Below are 20664 nucleotides of genomic sequence, written 5' to 3' on the forward strand. Positions count from 1 at the left end.
TATCAAAAACAATTTTTATATCATAATTTTTAAACTTGAGGTGCATATTGTAAGACAGTGAGAATGCTAATAATGATAAGTACTTATTACATTCATGGAGTTTCTTTTCTCTATCCTTCATTTTGTAGTTTACCTCAAATAATTAAGGAATGGCCTGAGGAAGCAAAAAAGCAAGAACCAAATAGGTTCATAAGGTAAAAGCGGATTCGAATCCACTATATAGTCCTGGGCGTATTTTTATAAAATTGATAATACAGTTACTGATATAGACTTGTTATAAGTACGGTAAAAGATATCCAGGTGAATAATCTTACAGTAAGTACCCTCTTCAAAACACTCGTATTCTAGTAATGAAGAGATTAGGATATGCTTGTAAAGCGTATTTTGTTATACATTGTGAATTAGTTATAATATGGAATCGAATTGTAGAAATATAAGATAGAATATTCTTATTAATATTTCTACAGCTTTAAACTATATACATATAAAGGTAATAGGATTATATTGGCAATGAAAGAGAAAATAATAGATAGATGGAAGGGGATGTTATTATGTTTAAAAAAGCAGCACTTGGTATTTCATCGTTAGCAATAACTGCGTTTGTTGGATTAGGAATGGCAACAGAAGCTTCTGCTGGACCTGCAGCACCACTTACTTCACTAAACGTCGTACAAGTAGAGTCTGAGCAGGGCGGAGTAGAAACAATTAATCCAAATAGTTTTAGCACAACACGTGACCACGGGGGAAAATACTTATATATTACTACGAAGGAAATGGGATATGGTCAAAATCCATTTGCGAAAATGAATGGTTCTAATGTGAAAAGTATTGGTTCTACTATAATTGGTGGAAAACCAATTGTTGGCTGGTATTATAAGTGGGATGCTTCTGGACATCAGCAAGGAACATTTGAATACCAAAAAACATCTATTAACTCTCCATTTAATACGATGCGAACTTCAATCTATATCAAATAAGCACTTTGAATAGTAATAAGGATTTAACTTACAAACTTCAGTTCATAAAATTGAATTCATTAATAAAAAATATAGGAGTCGTCCTGAATTGGGAGGACTCCTATATTCGCTATAAGTGCTTACTAGTGCAATATATTTGTCTAAATCGTATTCTGATTTTCTTGTAGTAATAGTTATACAAGTTAGAAGAATAATAACTTGAGTAAATGAACTGTATTTACATACTAAACAAACATATTTGTTTAGTTAATTGCAGAATTTTTTAGAATTTGTATATAGTAAACTCTTATAAAAACTTGAAAAACATGAAAATGTGTATATTTTTTGACTATTTAATTAATTAGTTTAAAATTTGGAATTTGTTGTTCTATAATGAGAATCGAGTTAATCGTGAATGTTTTAGATATTGCGATATAAACTTAGATGAATTTATTTTAGGGAGGTTTCAAAATTGGGTAAGAGAGTTATTATAAAAGTTTTTACATTATTATCAGTACTGACATTATTCCTTAATGTATTTTTACCAAGGGCTAGTGCAGAGGTTATGACACACGAGAAATATTCTATGAACTGGAGTTATAGTAATAGTTTAGGTAAGTACATTCGAACTGAAATTATTAAAAATTCAAGCGGTCAAATTGCTTATTGCTTAACTTTGGGACTAAAATCACCAAATGGGGAAGATCTTCCTGAAATGGGGAAAACAGATAATGTAGTATATAGGGTTCTATTAAACGGTTTCCCACAAAAAAGTGTAGAGCAGCTGGGAGTAGCTAATCAGAATGAAGCACATTACGCGACTCAACTTGCAGTTTGGAATGCATTAGGTCAACTTGATGTAAATGAACTGAACCATACGAATAAAAATGTTGAAAAAGCGGCTAAGGCAATTATCAATGCAGCAAATAATAGCCAAGATAATCAAGATATTTTTATGAACGTGATTCCTGCTGAAAAGCAGAAAGCAGAATTAAAAGGTGAGTTTTTTGAAACAAACTTGTATACAGTACAAACAAACGCTAAGAGTGGTTCTTATAAAGTAGTAGCGACTAATGCACCTAATGGAGTTAAAATTATTAGTGAAAATGGTGAAGTGAAAGATCAGCTTTCAGTTGGAGAGAAATTCCGTATCCAAATTCCTAAAAATACAAAAACAGGTGAATTTAATCTAAGGATTGCTGCAAACTTAACAAAAGTTCAAGCAATTGCTTACCGCGGTACGGATACTGTTCAGAATGCTACAGTACTACTAGAAAGAAATGAAGAAAAGCTTAGTAGTGATCTTGCAGTAAATTGGGAAGCTGCGGGTTCTTTAAAAATTAAAAAGGTTGGAGAAAATGGAGAAGTATTAGCAGATGCGGTATTTGAGGTCTTTAATACAAATAATGAATCAGTTGGAAAAATCATGACTGGTGCTGATGGTACTGCAGAATTAAATAACCTACCAATTGGTACTTATACTGTAAAAGAAATAAAAGCGCCAACGGGCTATGTTTTAGGTGATAAATCACAAACTATTGAGGTTAAGACAGGAGAAACAGGGGCAGTTCAAATAGTAAACACCAAAGCAAAAGGGAACATTGAAATAAAAAAACTTAGTGATTCAGGTAAAGTGCTACCTAATGTTGAATTCACTGTTTTTACTGAAGATGGAAAAGAAGTGAAAAAGGCAGTAACAAAAGAGAATGGAATTGCAAATGTTGAGGGCCTTACTTTTGGTAAGTATTATTTCTTAGAGACAAAAACACCAAATGGTTATATTGGAAATAAAACAAAGTATCCTTTTGAAATTAAAGAGCACAATAAAACACTTACTTTTACGGTAGAAAACACCGAAGTAAAAGGAAGTGTAAAACTATTAAAAGTAGATAACGAAGATAGTAGTAAAAAATTAGAAGGTGCAGTATTCGAGCTAAAAGATTCAAATGGAAAAGTGATTGGAGAATATAAGACAGATAAAAATGGCGAGATTAACGTCAAAGATTTAGCGTATGGTAAGTATTCATTTGTAGAAAAGACTTCACCATACGGTTACGTTCTTGTTAAAGAACCAATTGTGTTCGAAATAAAGGAACATGGGAAGATTATTGAGTTATTGGCAGTTAATCATCTTATCAAAGGTGATCTAGAAATTACAAAGGTAGATGTAGCTGATGGAAATAACAAGCTTCCAAATGCAGAATTTACGATTTATAACGAAGCAGGAAAAGAAGTAGTAAAAGGTAAAACAGACGATAAAGGGATCGCTAAATTTGAAAAGTTACCATTTGGAAAATACACATATAAAGAAACTATTGCTCCAAACGGTTATATCTTAAATGAAGAAACGTTCTCTTTTGAAATCAAAGAAAATGGTCAAATCATTAAACATATTGTCAAAGATGAAAAGATTCCTTCAATAAAAACAACAGCTACTGATAAAACAGATGGTACAAAAGAAATGCACACGTCTAAGTCTGTAACAATCCAAGATAAAGTGGAATACAAAGACCTACAAGTAGGTAAAGAGTACACTTTAAAAGGTAAATTAATGAATAAAGAGACTAATAAACCATTAGTTGTAAATGGTAAAGAAGTAACTGCTGAAACGAAGTTTACACCAAAAGAAGCAAATGGTTCTATTACACTAGATTTCACTTTTGACGCAACTGGTTTAGAAGAAAAAGAAGTAGTAGTATTCGAAGAGTTACTGAAAGACGGAAAAGTTGTTACGACACATGCTGATATCAATGATAAAGGTCAAACAGTTAAGTTCGTTAAGCCATCAGTAAAAACGACAGCAACAAACAAAGCTGATGGTGGAAAAGAGATTCATGCAAAGGATTCTATCACTATCCAAGATAAAGTGGAGTACACTAACTTAGTTGTTGGTAAAGAGTACACTGTAAAAGGAAAATTAATGAACAAAGCTATTAACGAACCATTATTAATTGATGGTAAAGAAGTAACAGCTGAGACTAAATTTATTGCAAAAGAAAAGAACGGTTTTGTAACATTAGAATTTACTTTTGTTGGTGCTGAACAGCAAGGAAGAGAAGTAGTCGTGTTTGAAGACCTATTACATGAAGGTCAAGTAATTGCAACTCACGCTGACATTAACGATGTAGGTCAAACAGTTCGATTTGTAGAACCTTCTATTAAAACGACAGCAACAAACAAAGTGGATGGTTCTAAAGAGTTAGACGCTTCTAAATCTGTAACAATCCAAGATAAAGTGGAATACAAAGACTTAATCGTGGGTAAAGAGTACGTTGTAAAAGGTAAACTAATGGATAAAGCAACAAACAAGCCATTATTAGTTGATGGTAAAGAAGTAACAGTAGAATCTAAATTTACAGCAAAAGAGAAAAATGGTTCTATCACACTCGATTTCACATTTAATGCTTCTGCATTACAAGGTAAAGAAGTGGTAGTGTTTGAAGAATTGTATCAAGATAATGTCTTGGTAGCTATTCACGTTGACATTGAAGATAAGGGTCAAACAGTGAAATTTAAAGAAGTAAAACCGGAACAGCCGCATCAAGATAAAAATACTCCAACTTCAGAACAACCAAAAGAGCAAGTAAAAGAACAACCACAACCTAAGAAAGAAATTCAATCTAAAATTGGATGGTTACCGCAAACAGGCGCTGACCTTACAAGTTGGATCTCTATGGCTGCAGGAGCATTGCTATTAATTGTTGGTGGAGTGATTTTCTTAAAACGTAAAAATGCATAGAAATTAAAAAATAAGCACATCTGTTTTTTTAACAAGATGTGCTTATTTTAATTTGATAATTTATACCTATCGCTTTTTAGGTTGGTGTACCTTTTACAGAGGATAATTATAAATTGAAATATTTATTAGGGATTAGCAATACCTGATTAGGGGATGGAATTTAACAAATTGCCTTGCTATGGTTGCGGAATAGAAACGAATAGAAGACAAGCGCAGGGGATTTCGATAGCCATACAGAATGGTGTATATAAAGGAAGACCAATAATTTATTCTCCAATGCCGAAAAACACTCAAAAAAGGGTAGTATACAATCGAGTAATTGAAATGTTAAATAGTGGCGAAGCCATTTCTCATATTGCAAAAGAAAACGGTATAACTAGGCAAACCGTATACACAATAAAGAGCACCCTAATCTAGATAAAATCCTCACTTTTCCCGTATTGAAACAACGTTGGTACCTGGACTTGTACAAACAATTCAATATACATATATCATGCAAGTGGTTCCCCCTCCTATTTTTCCAAACAAAATCATATATATGGAAATAGATAAAAAAGAATAATGAACTGAAGACTTTTCTTTAGTTTGGTAGGTACCATACTCGCATGAATTACTTCTGTGAAAATATAAGCAACTATGAAAAATTCATTATTTATAAGGAGGGAGATTTATGAAGAATCAATTATTAATTGTTGGAGCTGGACCAACTGGGTTAATTTTAGCTATTGGACTTGCAAAGCAAGGAATCCCTTTTAGAATCATCGATAAAAATAAAGGCCCTGGAGAAGCTTCAAGAGCTTTGGCTGTACAAGCAAGAACATTAGAATTCTATCGGCAATTTGGATTTGCGGAACAAGTTGTAGAAAAAGGAATTAAATCAGTTAATATGAAATTTTATAGAAATACAACAATGAAGGCTACGGTCAATTTTGAGAGTATGGGGAAGGGACAAAGTCCATATCCCTTTATGTTGAGTTTTCCTCAAGATGAGCATGAAAAGTTTCTAATCGAACAATTAGAAGCAAAAGGGATCAATGTAGAATGGAACACTGAGCTTGTATCATTTCATCAGAAAAATGACCATGTTAACGTTATTATCATAAAAAATGGTGTGGAAGAAGAAAATATTTATGGCTATTTATGTGGATGCGATGGTGCACACAGTTCCGTCAGAAAAGGGTTAAATTTAAATTTCTCAGGTGGCTCATATAAGCAAATGTTTTATGTAGCTGATGTGCATACTCACAGCCAAGAAAGTGTTGGGTTTCAAATGAGGCTCTTTAAAAAGGGATTTGGGATTCTAATGCCAATTCGGACTGCTGGATCATTACGCTTAATTGGAATAATACCTGAGGATTTGATGTACAAAGAAAATTTAGAAACTGATTTTTCTTTAATAAAACCTTATATCCAAAAAAATATGGAATTAGAAATTACGAAAGTAAATTGGTATTCAACATATAAAGTACATCATAGAGTAAGTGACCATTTTAGAAAAGGACGCGTTTTCATTGCGGGAGATGCTGCGCACATACATAGCCCCGCAGGAGGACAAGGAATGAATACAGGCATTGGTGATGCAATTAATTTATCATGGAAGCTTGGAGCAGTGATTCAAGGGAAAGCTAGTGAATCTATTCTAGATTCCTATGAACAAGAAAGAATGACATTTGCCAAACTTTTAGTAGCAACAACAGATAAAGTTTTTTCTTCAATTGTTGGTAACGGTATGTTTGAAAAATTTAATCGGCAATACGTAATTCCAATTATCATTCCAAGAATGACTAAGTTTTCGATAGTTAGAAAAATGATGTTTAAAGTTATTTCACAAATAAGAATTAACTATCGAAATAGTCAGCTTTCTATAGGAAATACAGGTAAAATTCATGGAGGCGATCGTTTACCATGGATTCCTTTTGACGATACAGATAATTTTGCACCACTTGAATCTTTTGATTGGCAGTTACACGTATATGGGGATTTAGTCCCTGATTTTAGTAAGTTTGCAGAAAAAAATAACATTCTTTTGTATACATTCCCTTATACTCAAGGGGTACAAAAAGCAGGTATTAAACTGGGATCTGCTTTTCTGATTAGACCTGACGGTTATATCGCATTAGCAGAAGAAACTCAAAATATAAATAGTATGGAAGAGTACATTAGAAAGAACAAGTTAAACTTTTAATACGCTATATAAAAAAGTCGGTTCCTAGAAACTCGACTTTTTCTTTGCCTTCTTTCGTATAAAGTTCTACAAAATTGATTTAGGTATATCTCCACTTAAATATAAATAAAAGTAAGTAAATAACCTATTTTTACACGTTATCTTAACAAAGTAAGAAAGAAAGCCAAATTTCTGTTCTTTAGTATACAGAAATTTCCACGTTTTAAATAAACTCTCGATTTGCCAACGTAAAGAATACCAATCATGGACCTGCCTCATCGGGACAATATCTGTAGAGATATTTGTCATATATACATTGATACGGCAAAGTCGTTTAATGCGAGCAGAATACTTCATTGCTTTCTTATTTTCTCTTACAGTTTGATCTTGTAATCGTTTTTGTTCTTTTGTTAGTCGATGAATAATCACGCGAGTGGGGACTTTATCCGTCATTCCTACATAAGCGTTGGATATTTCATATGTTTGTCCTAGTTGAAAAGAGTTCATTAAAACCTTCATATCTAGCTGGATATACTCTGTACCTTTCTTGATTCTGGCATCAAACTAAGATTTTGAAGTACCCCCTAAATGAAAATTTTCTATCTCTATAGTTAGTTATTTTGAGAAATTAGCTCATTTTCTCATTTAAGGGACAATTTTGTTTTATTAACTTAATAGCATTGGGTTGCAAACAAAATTCCAAATGTATCCTGTTTTCCTTTTTGCTTACTTACTAAATTCAGCAAGTAAAATATTTTTATAAGGGCTAGGACTGTCAGCTCTACCCAAACTGTTCCAATTAACTACCAGCGTATGCTTACCTCCAAGTCTACCTCCAACAAGGGTAGTAAATCCTAGAGCGCCACCTGTGTGTCCCCATATCGAGACACCGTTTTGAAGCTTAGTTTCAAAGATTCCAAGACCATATCCATCCATTCCCTCTCTTCCTGTAGGAACTGTAGTAAGCATTTGCTTTAGTTGCTGTTCTTTCAGTAGTTTGCCACCGAGCAAGTAAGAGAAAAATTTATTTAAGTCGTCAGCAGTAGAGATCATTTCTCCATCCGAGCTACCTGGGTTAGAATAAGTAACGTCTTTTAGCTCACTTGCTCCGTCTGGTTGGACATATCCACGGGCATGCTTAGTGCCTGGAATAACGCTTGAATTGCCAGGTAGGAATGTATTCGACAAATCAAGCGGTTCAATAATCCGATCTTCAATTTCTTCCGCATAGCTGTTTCCAGTTACTTTTTCAATAAGGATACCCAGTAATACATATCCTGTGTTTGAATAAGACCAGCCCTTTCCTGGGGCAAAGTCTGGGGGAAGAGAAATCCCCATCTTTACAAATTCTTCAGCCGTGTACGATTTTTTTGTATCCATAATATCAAAGTCTTTTGACTGTATGTAGTCAGCGATCCCACTTGTATGATTCAATACCTGCCGGATAGTAATCTGTTTACCATCATATCCGTTTCCTTGAATGACACCAGGCAACCATTTTTCGATGGATTCGTCTAGATTCAATCGATTCTCACCAGCTAATTGAAGTAGAACTGTTGCAACGAACGTCTTCGTCACGCTACCAATGCGGAAGCGAAAATCTGTTTTCATTGGTTTCTTGGTTCTCAAATCCGCTATCCCAGCGGCATAACCCCACGTTTTTCCACCCTCGGAAGTTTTAGCAAGTATCCCCGGGTATCCAAGTTGTAAAGTATCCCGCATTGCATGTTTGACGGAATTACGATCTCGTTGAGTGCTTGTTTGTAACGAACTAGATACATTTTGAGTGGGCTCTGCTTTTACAATTGAGGTTGGTGTAGTGTATAACAGGGAACTTCCAGCCATAAAAAGGGCAAGACTTGCAAATGTAATTTGACTACGTGTTTTCATAAGGCATTTCTCTCCTTTATTCATATTATATCGATGGTTGCTTGCTCTTTCACTCTATAATAAACGGAAGATTCTAAATATCTATTTTGATTACAAGAAGATTACAAAGTTGTCACCCTATCATCAAGCTAAGATTTTAAAGTACCCCCTAAATGAAAATTTTGTGTTTTTTGTAGAACAGAAGTTCATTTTTATCGTTTTGAGAAAAATGTGTTTCTTAACTTGATAGCAATAGAGTCTCGCCAACAAAACGCGAATTTCGTACGCTAAGAGAGTTCCATAAACGATATTTACTTTTTGTTACGGCACTTTGTTTTTGGTAATGAGTTTTGGAACAGGATTTTGAACATATTTCTGTTAGTTTCGTTAGACCTCAATAAAGTACCTTAAACGATTGTTTACGGTTAAGATGTAGATGAGATAACTACCATAAGATAGAACAAGCCAATTTCATAGAAGATAGCATGGTGAATAAAGGTGAATAAAGGTATTTCATTTAAAAAGGCGAATTTTATGTAAGATTATCTTTAAAGCAACATAGGAGGGACTTAAATGTTACTTATAGACGCAATAGAGATTGCTTCTTACTGGGGAATTAAAGTCTTGGAAGCCAAGAATCTTTCTGACAGAGCAACACACATAATTACTGATGTTAAAGAGAATTTTATTTTAAAGAAAAAAGAGGGGCTAGAAAAAGCTAGAAATGAAATCGAACTTCTAAAACACCTATATCACAATCAAATAAGCGTTCCTTTGCCATTGGTAAGTAATGAAGGTGATTGCACCATCATTTACAACAATGAAATTTATTGCATGTACAACTATCTGGATGGAAATATAGTCCGTTCTGAAGATGCAGTTCAGAATCAAATCATTCCTCGTCTTTTCGGAAAAGCAATTGCTTCTATCCACAAAGAAATGCTTGATGTAGAAATAGCAATAAATTTTGAACACAAAAACCTGTATAATCAAGTCTATAATTGGGCGGTTAAAGAAGTTTTAAAAATAAATCAGGATAAGGAGCTAAAAGAAATTTATCTTGATTTGGAAAAAGATTTGAAAGAAATAGTTGAGAAGTTGCCAAAGCAATTAATTCATCGAGATGCTCATCTTTCAAATATAATATTGAAAGATCAACATGTTTCAGGAATTATTGACTTTGAAATTGCTGAGGTCAATATTAGAGTGTTTGATCCATGTTATTGTTGTACAAGTGTTTTAAGCGAGATTTTCTCTATCGAGCCTTTGAAAGAGCTTTGGTTTGACTTTGTTCCAGAACTGTTTAGAGGATATAACAAATTAAACCCTTTAAATGAACTTGAGATCCAATCCATACCAAAAATAATGCTGGCTATACAAACTATATTTATGGCTTATTTTGTTAACTATCCGACCATATTTGAAATTAACAAAGCTATGTTTCTCTGGATATATAAAAATCAATCTAAGCTTACAAATACGATAATAAGATGCTCCGTCTAATGCAAGAACCACAATAAAATTTATGGCTGTTGTACATCATGGCAAATACATATTAGTAATTGGCCCTGATTCTCCTTAGGATAGGAAAATCAGGTTTTTACATTCAAAAAAATGTATTAGCGTACAATATCCGCGTTTTGACGTAAGGACCCCTATTTGCGTTAGTAATTGGTCCGTTTACGCTATCCACAAACTTTAGAGAAAAGAATCTCAACCGTCATCGATTACTCGGAAAAATCTATATGGTGGGTATTTTATTAGGCGGCATATCAGGACTATACTTAGCCTTTTATGCTTCGGGTGGTTTACTAGAAAAGCTTGGTTTTGGGTCCTCACTTTGGTAATATCAGCATATCAAGCATTAAATAGAGTTCAAAACAAAAAAATTCAAGATCATCGTAATTGGATAATCAGAAATTATTCCTTAACTTTTGGGGCAGTTACATTAAGAATTTGGTTACCATTGTTTATTGTGTTAGTCGGCCCAGAGCAGCAACTAATAAAGGAATATACTCGAAAAGAAATGATTTATGGCATTAACTTATTGTTAACAGTAGGGATATTTTGGTAATTTAATGGTTTTATAAATGAATTAACTTGTATAAATTATAAAGTAAACTATTGAGGTGTTAGTGAATAATCTATCATTAAACTAATACTAGAAAAAGGCACTCTTTTTGAGTGCCTTTTTCTAGTTGGGGTCCCACCTAATAGACAGGTTCCTGGGTATTTTACGCTGCATGAAAGAATCAAAAAAAGCCCGTACAGAAGCACAGGCCGGTTGATACACATATCGGTAATTAAATATTAACAGAAATACTTAGTAAATACTATTGAAAAAAACTGCATTACCTTTAAGACGGTTTGGACAAAAAATATAAATCATCCCTACTAATACTTTGAATAAGAATTGGACTAGGAAACCATGAGATGTTATTTGAAGTGCTAGTCAATTTAGCTTATGAAAATGTGGAGTGGCGCTTATAAACAAGCATCTGGATTATGAGAAGGTAGCCGTGAATTAAATGGGTTTCTATAAAGCTAAGAGCACAATAGACTATGACGTTGTGAATAAGCGACGAGCTATCGTATTTGAAGCGAAGTTAATCAGAAAAGGGGGGGATGACATTAAGTAGCTGAAATATTGAGCTAACTCTACGCGGTATAAACGAGAAGATTCCTTACCTTCTCCTAGTCACTGAACGTAAAGCGCTTTGCTAATAAGAGCAAAAAAAATACATGATGCAGTGGCTTGAGAGTAATCAATCTTAATTTAAGAGGGAATTTTTCATATGTTTTTCCTCATCTTATTTAGATTATTACTCTAATATATGATTAGTTTATTAGAATAAAAGGATATTTATATTTTTTATCGAATAGATTAATTTGGAGGGGATTAGGAGATGGAAAGATATATTCTTGATGAATTATTAAAGTGGGAAAAAATTTTAATAGAAAAATATAAAGCGATTGTACAAGTAGAAAAAGAAAGAGAACTTGAATCCTGTACTCTGATGAAAAAAATTGAAATTCTAAAAAAAGTGAGTGAAAGATTTGAGGGAGAAAGAAAAAAACTATTCATAAGAGCAGAAATCAATCCGCTTCAAGACAGAGAAAAACAAATAGACCAAGAAATTAAAAGTACAAAAGTGATTTACTATGAGAATAAAGAAGAAATCGAAATTACCCTTGAATACTTAAGAAAAGAAATTGATAATGATATTGATGAAGAGAGTCAGCAAATTATTACAGATTCTGAACAGATAATTTTAAAATAGGGGTACCTACTCTTTTTTTTTCGTGAAAACAAGTATAACATCATGAATAAAAGAACTACACCATATGACATTATAGATGAGCGTGAAGATAAAAAAATATGTATGCAATTGGAGAATATACTTTTAAAGGTTCTGGTGCAAAAACTTCAAGGTAACTACAAGTAATCTCTAAAACTTGGACATACTGATACTATTACTCTAAAAAGTTGTGTAATCGGTATGGAAAAGAAAAATTGGTTCAAATGGAAGCACTATCAGCCTGATATTATTTTATTAACGGTAAGATGGTACTTACGGTACAACCTAAGTTTTCGTGATTTGGTGGAAATGATGGAGGAACGGGGTTTATCCATTTCTCATACAACGATTATGCGTTGGGTTCATCTGTATGGTTCTGAATTGGACAAACGGATCCGACGTTACCTCAAACAAATAAATGACTCTTGGAGAGTCGATGAAACATATATCAAAGTAAAAGGTCAATGGGTGTACCTATATCGTGCTGTTGATTCGAAAGGAAACACAATTGATTTTTTCCTAAACAAAACAAGAGACCAGAAGGCTGCAAAGCGCTTTTTCAAGAAAGCTTTGCGGTCTTTTCATGTTTCAAAGCCACGTGTTATAACAGTCAATAAGAACCCAGCTTATCCTATAGCAATTGAACAGTTGAAAAAAGAAAAAAGCATACCTGATGGTATGCAACTTAGACAACAAAAGTACTTGAATAACATAGTAGAACAAGATCCTCGCTTTATAAAGAAGCGAATCCGTTCTATGCTAGGGTTCAAATGTTTTGACACAGCTACATCCATTCTTTCTGGAGTCGAAGCTATGCATATGATTAAAAAAGAACAGATTGATTTACGGGACCAGTCTGTCCAAAATCAAAAAGAATTCATCCATCAATTGTTTGGACTTGCAATATAAGATGCGATTCCGTTAGGAATATATGTCCTTTATTCTCTTTTGTTTTATTTTAGCACCAGAACCTGCAATTGTATCTAGCCAGGAAGAAGTGGCAGCAGCCATGAGAAAAAAGAAGTCCTGGTGGAAATTTTGGAATTTGTAAACGAGAAAAAGACCAAATTCTAGTCTTTTTTTATTTGATTAGCAGAAAAAAACATGGAGAAAACACGGAAAGGACATTGGAAGTACATCTTTTATTTTTAGAATATTCTTAGTTTTAAAATGATTCAGAAAGGAAGATTGTAATGAGATTAACTCCAAGAGAAATTGATAAACTGCTGGTAGTTGTTGCGGCTGATTTAGCTTATCGACGAAAGGAGAGAGGGCTTAAGTTAAACTATCCAGAAAGTATCGCTATTATTACGTATGAAATTTTGGAAGGAGCAAGAGATGGTAAAAATGTAGCGGAATTAATGGAGCTTGGAAAAAACATTTTAAGTGCTGAAGATGTTATGGATGGTATTGCAGACATGATATCAGATATTCAAGTTGAGGCAACTTTTCCTGATGGAACAAAATTAGTAACTATTCATCAACCAATTCATTAAAGGAAGTGAATGAGATGATTCCAGGGCAATATATCCTTGCGAAAGAAGACATAGTATGTAATGAAAATAAAAAAGTAACGGAAGTTAAGGTGTTAAATCAGGGAGATAGACCGATTCAAATTGGATCTCATTACCACTTTTATGAAGTGAATGAGGCGTTAAAGTTCAATCGTAGTGTAGCGATTGGACAACATTTAAATATTCCAGCGGGTACAGCGGTAAGATTCGAGCCTGGGGATGAAAAAACGATTGAATTAGTTCCATACTCAGGGAAGCAAGAAGTATATGGATTTAAAAATAAAGTGGATGGCGATATTCAATCTTACAAAAAAAGAGGGAGATAGCATGAGTTTTAAGATGTCACGTAAACAATATGCTGATTTATATGGTCCAACTACAGGAGATTCTATTCGTTTAGCGGATACACAATTATTCGCACATATTGATCGAAATTACACCGTATATGGTGATGAAGCTGTCTTTGGTGGAGGAAAATCAATTAGGGATGGTATGGGACAAAATTCGCAACTTACAAGGGAACAGGGTGTTGTGGATGTTGTTATTACCAATGCAATTATTATTGATTATACAGGAGTATATAAAGCGGATATTGGTATAAAAGATGGAAAGATTTCAGCAATTGGTAAGAGTGGTAATCCTTCAGTTATGGATAATATTGATATCATCATTGGAACATCAACGGAAGTAATTTCTGGTGAGCGGAAAATCGTTACAGCTGGAGGTATTGATACACACGTGCATTTCATATCCCCACAACAAATTGATACAGCATTAGCTTCAGGTATAACAACTTTAATTGGTGGGGGAACAGGACCGGCAGAAGGGACTAAGGCAACTACAATAACACCTGGATCTTGGAACTTAAGAAAAATGCTAGAAGCAGCAGAAGCTTTTCCTGTAAACCTTGGGTTTTTAGGGAAAGGAAATAGTTCAAGTCTACCTGCCCTGGAAGAACAAATATTTGCAGGGGCTATCGGATTGAAAATCCATGAAGATTGGGGAGCGACTTCTTCAGCAATTAATCACTCGTTACAGATTGCTGATAAATATGATATTCAAGTCGCTATTCATACGGATACTTTAAATGAATGTGGTTTTGTGGAAGAAACGATAAAAGCTATTGATAATCGTGTTATTCATACGTACCACACTGAAGGAGCTGGAGGTGGGCATGCACCAGATATTATAAAGATTGCTGCGCTGAATAATATTTTACCATCTTCAACGAACCCGACCTTGCCATATACAGTGAATACGTTGGATGAACATTTAGATATGCTCATGGTATGTCATCATTTAAAAGCGAATATTCCAGAAGATGTAATGTTTGCAGATTCAAGGATTCGAAAAGAAACAATCGCGGCAGAGGATATTTTGCAAGATCTAGGGGTTTTCAGCATGATTAGCTCTGACTCACAGGCGATGGGAAGGGTTGGCGAGGTTATTATTCGCAATTGGCAAACTGCCGATAAAATGAAAAAGCAGATTGGTAGTTTAGAGGGAGATAAAGAATATAACGATAATAATAGAATTCAACGTTATATAGCTAAGTATACAATTAATCCAGCTATTACACATGGGATTTCAGAATATGTTGGCTCTATTGAAGTAGGAAAGTATGCAGACCTTGTAATATGGGATCCACAATTTTTCGGTGTTAAGCCAGATATGGTTTTGAAAAACGGGATGGTAGTGATGGCATTAATGGGAGACGAGAATGCTTCGATTCCTACCCCACAACCATATTATGAAAAAAAGATGTTTGGTGCATATGGAAAAGCAGTACAGTCAAGTTCGATTACATTTGTATCGAAAGTAGCTTATGAGAATAATATTAAAGAAAAATTAGGTTTAAATAAAGTTGTATTACCTGTTAAAAATACGAGAGAGATTTCGAAGCGAGATATGAAACTAAATAATGCAACACCAAAAATTGAAGTAGATCCGCAGACATATGAAGTTAAAGTTGATGGACAAGTAATCACGTGTGAAGCAGTAGATATACTACCTATGGCTCAAAGATATTTTTTATTTTGATATAACGGGGGAGACAAAATGATTATTGAAAAAATTAATAACAACGTATGTAATATGAATGATTTCTCAAATACAACAAAGCATCTTGATAAAATATCGATTTCTAGTGAGCTTTTACTGAAGAGGGTTCAGAAATTATATTCAGAATCTGGTTTTGAAATTGGGGTGTCTTTAGATAGTGGAGAAACATTAAAGAACGGTGATATTTTATATGAAGATGAAAATCGAATTGTATATATTGAAGTATTACCAGAAGAGGTGATTGTAATTACTCCAATATCAATAAAAGAAATGGGAATTATTGCTCATAACTTAGGAAATAGACATTTACCAGCACAATTCGATGAAGGGTGCATGATTTTGGCAAATGACTACTTAGTAGAAGATTTACTTAAAAAGGAAGGTGTTCCTTATCAAAAAGAAAATAGAGTATTACCAAAACCATTCAAGCATGCTTCACACAAACATATTTAACCTACTTAACCTACTCCAAATTAGTGATTCGAACTTCCCAACAGGAAGTTTTAGTCACTCTTTTGGATTAGAAACGTTTATTCAAGAGGGACAAGTTACAAGTAAAGCCGAATTTTTCAAATGGGTTAATCGATATATAAAAGTCCAATTAACATACACGGATGGCTTAATTTGCAAATATACTTACGAAGCAATTAAGACTAATGAGGGAGAACAAATTACATTTTTAGATGATTTAATAACAGCACAAACACTGCCTTTTGAATGTAGAAAAGCAAATAGAATGATTAGTAAAAGTACTTCTAAATTATTGTGTGAATTGTTCTCATTTGTAAATTTAAATATATATAAAGAAAATATTATGGGTAATAAATTACAAGGTCATCCGAGTATCGTATACGGAATATTAGGGGCGGAATTGAAAATGACAATAGAAGAAACGCTCTTAGTTTTCTTATACTCAAGTGTTGGAAGTATAATTCAAAACGGTGTGAGAGCCATTCCTCTTGGACAAACAGATGGTCAAAAATTATTACAAGAATGCCATGAATTAATCTGTGAATCTATTGATAGAATTCAAATACTTTCATTAGAGGATTTTGGATTGAATGATCCTGAATTCGAAATAAATCAAATGCAACATGAAGATGTAAATGTAAGGGTCTTCATGTCATAGGGAGGAAAAAATAAAATGATAAAGCCTATTAGAATTGGTATCGGTGGCCCAGTAGGTGCTGGGAAAACAATGTTAGTTGAAAAGTTAACAAAACATCTAAATACAGATTATGAAATTGCAGCAATTACAAACGATATTTATACGAAAGAAGATGCAAAGATTTTATTGAAAACAGGTGTTTTGCCAGAAGATAGAATTATTGGTGTAGAGACAGGAGGGTGTCCACATACAGCAATTCGAGAGGATGCTTCTATGAATTTTGAAGCAATTGAAGAGCTCATGATTAGACATAGTAATTTAGATATTATTTTTATTGAAAGTGGGGGTGATAATTTAGCTGCCACATTTAGTCCAGAGCTAGTGGATTTTTCAATTTATATTATTGATGTAGCACAAGGAGAAAAGATTCCTCGTAAAGGTGGACAAGGAATGATCAAATCTGATGTATTTGTAATTAATAAAACGGATTTGGCACCTTATGTAGGGGCTGATCTTGGAGTTATGGAGCAGGATACGAAAAATTACCGACATAATAAACCATACTTTTTTACAAATTTGAAGGATGAGGAAGGTTTACAAGAATTAATAAATTGGATGCGACAAAACATTATGTTAGAAGGATTGAAAAAATGAAATCCCCAACAGGTGTGTTAAATATTGATGTGATGGAAAAGAGACATAAAACGGTACCTATTAAGGTTTATCATAAAGATGCCTTAAAAGTAACGCAGCCAATATATTTGGACGAGTATGGTAGAGCATATTACTATATTATGAATTCTGGTGGAGGCTATTTAAAAGGAGATTTCTATTCTATAAATATTAATGTTGGTAAAGATGCGAAAACATATATAACAAGCCAATCGGCAACTAAAGTTTACAAGACTCCAAATAGTTATGCTTTGCAAGAATTGAATGTTTATATTGGTGAGAATGCTGTTATGGAATATCTACCAGACCCGTTAATTATGTACAAGGATGCAGCATATAAGCAAAAAGCAAATATATATATGCAAAATAATTCTACATTGATTTTATGCGATTCAGTTACGCCTGGTTGGTCGCCAAATATGGAGAAATTCACATACCAATATTTTGATTCGTTAACAAAAATATATATGGAAAATAAACTTGTAGTATACGATCATCTATTGTTAAACCCTTTCAAAGAGTCGTTAGATCAAATGGGAATATTAAATCAATATTCCCATTATGGTACTTTCATAGTTATTAATGAGAACATTACAAATGATTTAATTGCAGCATTGAAAACATCACTATCTAACACTAACAATATGAAAATTGGAATATCTTCTACACCATGTAAAGGCTTTGTCATACGCATACTTAGTCATAATACAGAGGATATCGAGTCTATATTTTTTCAGTGTCATCGTTTTGTTAGAGAGAATTGTCTACATGAAGAATTAACATCCTATCGAAAATATTAAGTAAGAGAAGGGGATACTATGACTAATGTGGGATTATTGTTTGTCGGTGCAGTTCTATTTATGAATTCACTAGCAGCTTTTAAACTCATTGATAGCAAAAGTGTAGGATACTTTAATTTATTTGTAGGGGCATTACAAACTTTGACACCATTATATTTATTATTTACAGGAAGTCAATCCGATGAGTGGACTATCCTATCTAATGGAACTATTTTTTTATTTGGTTTTACTTATTTATATGTTGGTCTTACGAATATATTAAAACTTGATTCTTCAGGTGTAGGTTACTATTCTCTTTGGGTTGCTATTATTGCAACGGTTATGGGAATAGCGAATCAATTACATGAGAGTGGAAGTCTACAAAGTACAATAATTTGGTTCTTTTGGGCGTTCCTTTGGTTTTTATTTTTCTTGCAAGATGGGTTGAAAAAGAAGATTCATATTTATGTAGGGATTGTTTGCTTCATTGAATCTTGGATTACTGCAACGATACCAGCCCTGTTAACACTTACAAATCATACAGGCATGTTAAATGATTTTTTAATTATTTTAGTGACTATTATAACGATTGTAGTTTTTATTATGGCACTTTTCTTTTTCAAGAGTATTCAATCTAAAGTAGAAAGGGTTAGTAACTATGTGGAAAAGTGAACTGAAAAAAGCAACTAATTTTTTTGTTATTATTATATTTCTTCATGTGCTTGGAATTCTCTTATTATTACCTGCACTGTATAAAGGCAATAGCATAATTGGAATGGCTATTATTGCATATTCTTTAGGATTGCGTCATGCGTTTGATAGTGATCATATTGTCGCAATTGATAATACTGTTCGGAAATTAATTGAAAAAGGTAAAAACTCACAGGGGGTGGGGTTTTACTTCTCATTAGGACACTCTACTGTAGTATTTGTGATGATCGTATTAATTGCTTTAATTGGAAAAACAGCAAAACATGGAATGGAGAGTTTTTCTACTATAGGCGGTATTATCGGAACAATTGTTTCTAGTACATTTCTTATTATTATCGGTCTTACCAATCTGTTGTATCTTATTAAAGTGTTACGAAGCAAAGAGGATAAGCAGCCAGAGAACTTAGGATTTATATACCGTTTCACGCAACGCTTATTTACGTTTATTGATAGTCAAAAGCAATTGTATATAATCGGTTTTTTATTTGGTCTTGGCTTTGATACAGCAAGTGAAATCGGATTAATTGCTCTTTCTACAGTAACTGCAACAAGTCAATCTATCCCGCTTGTAAGTATATTTGCTTTTCCGATTTTGTTTGCTGCAGGAATGTCGTTGATGGATACATTAGATAGTACATTCATGAATACGAATTATAAGTGGGCAATGGAAAATAGTCGAATTAGAAATTCATATAACGTATTAATTACCTTAATATCTGTTATAACGGCTTTTTTAATAGGGGGTTATCAACTATTATCTTTACTTATTGAAAGCTATAATTTACAGGGACCGTTTTGGAATCTCATTCAGGTAGTTAATTTTGATTATTTGGGTATATGTCTTGTTGTATTCTTTATTATTTCTCTTATTGTTTTTGCTGTATGGAATAGAAATGCATTTAAAGAACCACTTACAAAGAGTATAGAGAAATAAAAATATCCCATGTGATATTTGGTTAATTATGTATATAAACTGAAATAAAAAACACGCTAGATGAAAATGCATCTAACGTGTTTTTGGTTATTCAGCCGACATACACAGCGTTTTAGAAACACATGATGGGGATTTCATTTTATCTGATGAACGTAATCCGAAACTAGGATAAAGGGGAATAAACAAATGAAGAAGGATGAATTAAATTTAGAAAGTTTTGGTCAACAACTTATAATTACTGGTCTTGCAAGATTAGTTGAGGAAGAAGATTATACGCCACATGAAGCCTTTCAATTGTTAGAAACGATTAAAAGGAACACATTCCATACACTTTTGGAGCTCAAAAAAGAGTCAAAAGCTAAATAAGACAAGCTCTATATTATCGTAATATTCAGTAATCCAATGGCATCCCCCACCTAGAAAATGGATTCCTGGATATTCCGATGCGTACAGCATCAAGAAAGGGGAATGGCAATGAACTTCTTTATCTTGGACGAGCATTATAAAATGATCAATCAAACGGTATTAGTAGAATAAGACTTCAGGAACGAGTATACCGCTATGATCGGGATATCGAAAGAGGAACTCGAATAGCACAAGGCGTTATAGCGCCAGTAGAAACAGCTTTTTTTGTCGAGGTGGATGAGCTATCGATTAGTGAGTGTGGCGTTGGTGATTTAGGATCAACAGGCACGAAATAAAAAAAGGCTAGGATTTCTCCTAGCAAAGAGTTATGTCGTACAGAAAGGTACAAACCTAATGTTTGCGATTTCATTATATAACGTTTCTAGGGTGGAAGGATTGAATCGTAGCAATCTTTACGTAACTTTTACATGTAATTGAAATATTGGATTAAAA

At 33.4% G+C, this 20664-nt stretch carries 17 protein-coding genes and 4 pseudogenes; 19 read left to right on the plus strand and 2 right to left on the minus strand.

All coding sequences use genetic code 11. The annotated features are described in order from the left end of the window. The first annotated feature begins 551 nt into the window (after window positions 1-551). The 4 genes and pseudogenes from KZZ19_RS27740 to KZZ19_RS27755 all read left to right on the plus strand — a co-directional run bounded on the left by KZZ19_RS27740 (window position 552) and on the right by KZZ19_RS27755 (window position 6880). A complete protein-coding gene (locus KZZ19_RS27740; protein ID WP_226545893.1) occupies window positions 552-977 on the plus strand; it encodes a DUF4879 domain-containing protein in 426 nt (141 codons plus the stop codon). Between the two features lie 451 nt (window positions 978-1428). Then, the gene (locus KZZ19_RS27745) at window positions 1429-4695 is read left to right on the plus strand and encodes a VaFE repeat-containing surface-anchored protein (protein WP_237982264.1); all 3267 of its coding nucleotides are present in this window, start codon (window positions 1429-1431) and stop codon (window positions 4693-4695) included. Window positions 4696-4887: 192 nt separating this feature from the next. Beyond that, window positions 4888-5112: pseudogene (locus tag KZZ19_RS27750) on the plus strand (helix-turn-helix domain-containing protein); the annotation flags it as partial. 253 nt (window positions 5113-5365) lie between these two features. Further along, on the plus strand, window positions 5366-6880 hold the full coding sequence (locus KZZ19_RS27755) for an FAD-dependent monooxygenase (protein WP_237982263.1): 1515 nt from the start codon (window positions 5366-5368) through the stop codon (window positions 6878-6880). 183 nt (window positions 6881-7063) lie between these two features. Here the strand turns inward: KZZ19_RS27755 and KZZ19_RS27760 are convergent. Continuing rightward, window positions 7064-7420 (minus strand): annotated as a pseudogene (locus KZZ19_RS27760) (transposase); the annotation flags it as partial. A 165-nt stretch (window positions 7421-7585) separates the two neighbouring features. Continuing rightward, window positions 7586-8749 (minus strand): serine hydrolase domain-containing protein, encoded by a 1164-nt coding sequence (locus tag KZZ19_RS27765; protein WP_237982262.1) that lies wholly within the window; start codon window positions 8747-8749, stop codon window positions 7586-7588. A 552-nt stretch (window positions 8750-9301) separates the two neighbouring features. Here KZZ19_RS27765 and KZZ19_RS27770 point away from each other — a divergent pair. The 15 genes and pseudogenes from KZZ19_RS27770 to KZZ19_RS27845 all read left to right on the plus strand — a co-directional run. Further along, window positions 9302-10231, plus strand: a complete 930-nt coding sequence (locus tag KZZ19_RS27770; RefSeq protein ID WP_237982261.1) for a phosphotransferase enzyme family protein — start codon at window positions 9302-9304, stop codon at window positions 10229-10231. A gap of 152 nt (window positions 10232-10383) precedes the next feature. Continuing rightward, window positions 10384-10802: pseudogene (locus KZZ19_RS27775) on the plus strand (DUF2306 domain-containing protein); the annotation flags it as partial. An 832-nt stretch (window positions 10803-11634) separates the two neighbouring features. Next, window positions 11635-12009, plus strand: coding sequence for a hypothetical protein (locus tag KZZ19_RS27785; protein WP_237982260.1), 375 nt, complete (start codon window positions 11635-11637; stop codon window positions 12007-12009). A gap of 219 nt (window positions 12010-12228) precedes the next feature. Continuing rightward, entirely contained in the window at window positions 12229-12936 is a 708-nt protein-coding gene (locus KZZ19_RS27790) for an IS6 family transposase (RefSeq protein ID WP_237982259.1), read from the plus strand. Window positions 12937-13220: 284 nt separating this feature from the next. Then, window positions 13221-13523 (plus strand): urease subunit gamma, encoded by a 303-nt coding sequence (locus KZZ19_RS27795; RefSeq protein WP_001241327.1) that lies wholly within the window; start codon window positions 13221-13223, stop codon window positions 13521-13523. Window positions 13524-13537: 14 nt separating this feature from the next. Beyond that, window positions 13538-13867, plus strand: a complete 330-nt coding sequence (locus KZZ19_RS27800) for an urease subunit beta (protein WP_048544111.1) — start codon at window positions 13538-13540, stop codon at window positions 13865-13867. A 1-nt stretch (window position 13868) separates the two neighbouring features. Further along, on the plus strand, window positions 13869-15581 hold the full coding sequence (gene ureC, locus KZZ19_RS27805; RefSeq protein ID WP_088097325.1) for an urease subunit alpha: 1713 nt from the start codon (window positions 13869-13871) through the stop codon (window positions 15579-15581). Between the two features lie 18 nt (window positions 15582-15599). Beyond that, window positions 15600-16055, plus strand: a complete 456-nt coding sequence (locus tag KZZ19_RS27810; RefSeq protein ID WP_237982258.1) for an urease accessory protein UreE — start codon at window positions 15600-15602, stop codon at window positions 16053-16055. After that, on the plus strand, window positions 16033-16731 hold the full coding sequence (locus tag KZZ19_RS27815; RefSeq protein WP_088097323.1) for an urease accessory protein UreF: 699 nt from the start codon (window positions 16033-16035) through the stop codon (window positions 16729-16731). The genes KZZ19_RS27810 and KZZ19_RS27815 overlap by 23 nt, the downstream gene beginning before the upstream one ends. Window positions 16732-16746: 15 nt before the next feature. Beyond that, window positions 16747-17364, plus strand: coding sequence for an urease accessory protein UreG (ureG, locus tag KZZ19_RS27820; RefSeq protein WP_237982257.1), 618 nt, complete (start codon window positions 16747-16749; stop codon window positions 17362-17364). Continuing rightward, complete coding sequence (locus KZZ19_RS27825) at window positions 17361-18182, plus strand: urease accessory protein UreD (RefSeq protein ID WP_237982256.1); 822 nt, start codon at window positions 17361-17363, stop codon at window positions 18180-18182. The genes ureG and KZZ19_RS27825 overlap by 4 nt, the downstream gene beginning before the upstream one ends. Before the next feature lie 18 nt (window positions 18183-18200). Further along, entirely contained in the window at window positions 18201-18833 is a 633-nt protein-coding gene (locus KZZ19_RS27830) for an AmiS/UreI family transporter (protein ID WP_237982255.1), read from the plus strand. Further along, complete coding sequence (locus KZZ19_RS27835) at window positions 18820-19806, plus strand: HoxN/HupN/NixA family nickel/cobalt transporter (RefSeq protein ID WP_237982254.1); 987 nt, start codon at window positions 18820-18822, stop codon at window positions 19804-19806. Before KZZ19_RS27830 ends, KZZ19_RS27835 begins: the two co-directional genes overlap by 14 nt. Before the next feature lie 186 nt (window positions 19807-19992). Next, on the plus strand, window positions 19993-20172 hold the full coding sequence (locus KZZ19_RS27840; protein WP_237982253.1) for a hypothetical protein: 180 nt from the start codon (window positions 19993-19995) through the stop codon (window positions 20170-20172). A gap of 206 nt (window positions 20173-20378) precedes the next feature. Then, a pseudogene (locus tag KZZ19_RS27845) lies at window positions 20379-20507 on the plus strand (dUTP diphosphatase); the annotation flags it as partial. Window positions 20508-20664 lie beyond the last annotated feature (157 nt).

Source organism: Bacillus thuringiensis (assembly GCF_022095615.2).
GTDB classification, from domain to species: domain Bacteria; phylum Bacillota; class Bacilli; order Bacillales; family Bacillaceae_G; genus Bacillus_A; species Bacillus_A cereus_AG.